Here is a 2,675-nt window from a genome sequence, read left to right as displayed (position 1 = left end):
AGGAACCATTGAACGATAACGAGCTTGAAGTATTAAAGAAGCTTTTAAGTTACGGTCCTACCAAGGATGTATCCGAGGATAAGGGTGAATTGTTCTTTGTTATACCAAGAGTAGGTACAATTTCTCCTTGGGCTTCAAAGGCAACTGATATTGCTCATAACTGCAGCCTAAACAAGGTATCACGTATCGAGCGCGGTATTGCTTACTACATCGTAAAAGAAAACGGCACATTTACCGAAGATGAGAAGAAGATTGTAAGCGCAAATATTCATGACCGTATGATGGAGAACGTTCTGTTCTCTTTAGAAGATGGTGAAGCATTATTTGGAAAACAGTCTCCAAAGCCATATACAACTGTCGCTTTAACAACAGAAGGTATGGAAGCTTTAAAGAAAGCCAATGTTGAACTTGGTTTAGCTTTATCAGAGCCTGAGATGCAGTATCTTCTAGACAGTTTCAAGGTAATCGGTCGTGATCCTACTGATATCGAACTTTATATGTTCGCTCAGATGAATTCAGAGCACTGCCGTCACAAGGTATTCAATGCATCATGGAATATCGATGGCAAGCAAGAGGATAAGTCTTTATTCTCAATGATCAGAAACACTTACAATACAACAAGCGATTATGTTCTTTCAGCATACAAGGACAACGCTGCTGTAATGGAAGGTTCAAAAGCAGGCAGATTCTTCCCAGATCCTGACCATGTATGGAAGTATCATGAAGAAGATATGCCTATCTTAATGAAGGTAGAAACTCACAACCATCCAACAGCTATTTCTCCATTCCCAGGTGCTGCAACAGGTTCTGGTGGTGAAATTCGTGATGAAGGCGCAACCGGTGTTGGTTCAAAGCCAAAAGCTGGTATCTGTGGTTTCTCTGTATCAAATCTGAGAATCCCTGGTGCAATTCAGCCATGGGAGCATGATTTTGGTAAGCCAGGTCGTTTAGCATCAGCTTTACAGATCATGATTGACGGTCCTTTAGGCGGCGCAAGCTTCAACAACGAATTTGGTCGTCCAAACCTTTGCGGTTACTTCAGAACATATGAAGAAGAAGTTACAAGTTTCAATGGTAAGGAAGTAAGAGGTTACCACAAGCCAATTATGTTAGCAGGCGGTTGGGGTAACATCCGTCGTGAGCACATTGTAAAGGATCATATTGATCCAGGTGCAAAGCTGATTGTTCTTGGTGGTCCTGCCATGAACATCGGTTTAGGTGGTGGTGCTGCATCTTCAATGAACTCAGGTGCTTCATCAGAGGATCTAGACTTCGCTTCAGTACAGCGTGGCAACCCAGAAATGCAGCGTCGCTGTCAGGAAGTTATTGATGCATGTTGGGAATTAGGTGATGAAAACCCAATCATGTTTATCCATGACGTTGGTGCAGGTGGTCTTTCAAACGCTATGCCTGAGCTTGTTTCAGACGGCGGTGTAGGCGGTCGTTTTGATTTACGTAAGATCCCTAACGATGAGCCTGGTATGTCTCCATTACAGATTTGGTGTAATGAGTCTCAGGAGCGTTATGTTCTAGCTGTTGCTGCTGACAAGTTTGATTTATTCGAGTCATTCTGTAAGCGTGAGCGTGCTCAGTATGCTGTTATTGGTGAGGCTACTAAGGAGCGTAGAGTTGTTCTTGAGGATCCATACTTCAATAACAAGCCAATCGATTTACCTTTAGATGTTCTTTTAGGTAAGCCACCTCGTATGCACAGAGATGTTGTAACCTTAAAGCAGAATTCACCAGAGATTAACCTTGATGGTATTACTCCTCTTGAGGCTGCAAAACGTGTTCTGTCATTACCTACCGTTGCAGAAAAGACCTTCTTAATTACCATCGGTGACCGTTCAGTTACTGGTTTGGTTGCTCGTGATCAGATGGTTGGTCCATGGCAAGTTCCTGTATCAGATGTTGCTGTAACTGCAGCTTCATATGATTCTTACCACGGTGAGGCTGGTGCTGTAGGTGAAAGAACTCCTGTTGCTCTATTAAATCACGGTGCATCTGCAAGATTAGCTGTTGCAGAAGCTATCACCAATATCGCAGCTGCTGATATTGGCGAGCTTAAGAGAGTAAAATTATCTGCTAACTGGATGGCTCCTACAGGACATCCTGGTGAGGATGCAGGCTTATTTGAGGCTGTAAAGACTGTTGGTATGGAAATCTGCCCTCAGCTTGGCATTACCATCCCAGTAGGTAAAGACTCTATGTCTATGAAGACAACATGGGAAGAGAATGGTGAGAAGAAGAGTGTAACAGCTCCTTTATCTTTAATTATTTCTTCTTTTGCTCGTGTTGAGGACATCAGAAAGACATTAACTCCAGTATTAAGAACCGATAAGGGTGATACAACTCTTATCTATATCACCTTAGGTGAGCGACAGAACCGTCTTGGTGGTTCAGCTTTAGCTCAGGTATATCGTCAGTTAGGTTCTAAGTGTCCTGATCTTGATGTTCCAGTACGTCTGAAGGGACTGTTCGATTCTATTCAGTTCTTAAACAGAAAAGACTTATTACTTGCATATCACGATATTTCAGATGGTGGTTTATTCACTACAATCTGTGAAATGTCATTTGCAGGTCATACAGGTGTTAGCGTTCGTCTTGATAACCTCGGTGAAGATGATATTCCAGCTCTGTTTGCTGAAGAAATCGGTGCTGTAATTCAGGTTAAG

1 protein-coding gene is annotated in these 2,675 nt (G+C 42.6%); it reads left to right on the top strand.

Features of this window, described 5'->3' with window-relative positions:
- A partial coding sequence (gene purL, locus ACJML3_RS06295; RefSeq protein ID WP_406021604.1) for a phosphoribosylformylglycinamidine synthase occupies positions 1-2,675 on the top strand: 2,675 nt, incomplete at both ends.

The organism is Succinivibrio sp., from assembly GCF_045124615.1.
In the GTDB taxonomy this organism is placed as follows: domain Bacteria; phylum Pseudomonadota; class Gammaproteobacteria; order Enterobacterales; family Succinivibrionaceae; genus Succinivibrio; species Succinivibrio faecicola.
This window is presented reverse-complemented; position numbering and strand designations above follow the sequence as displayed.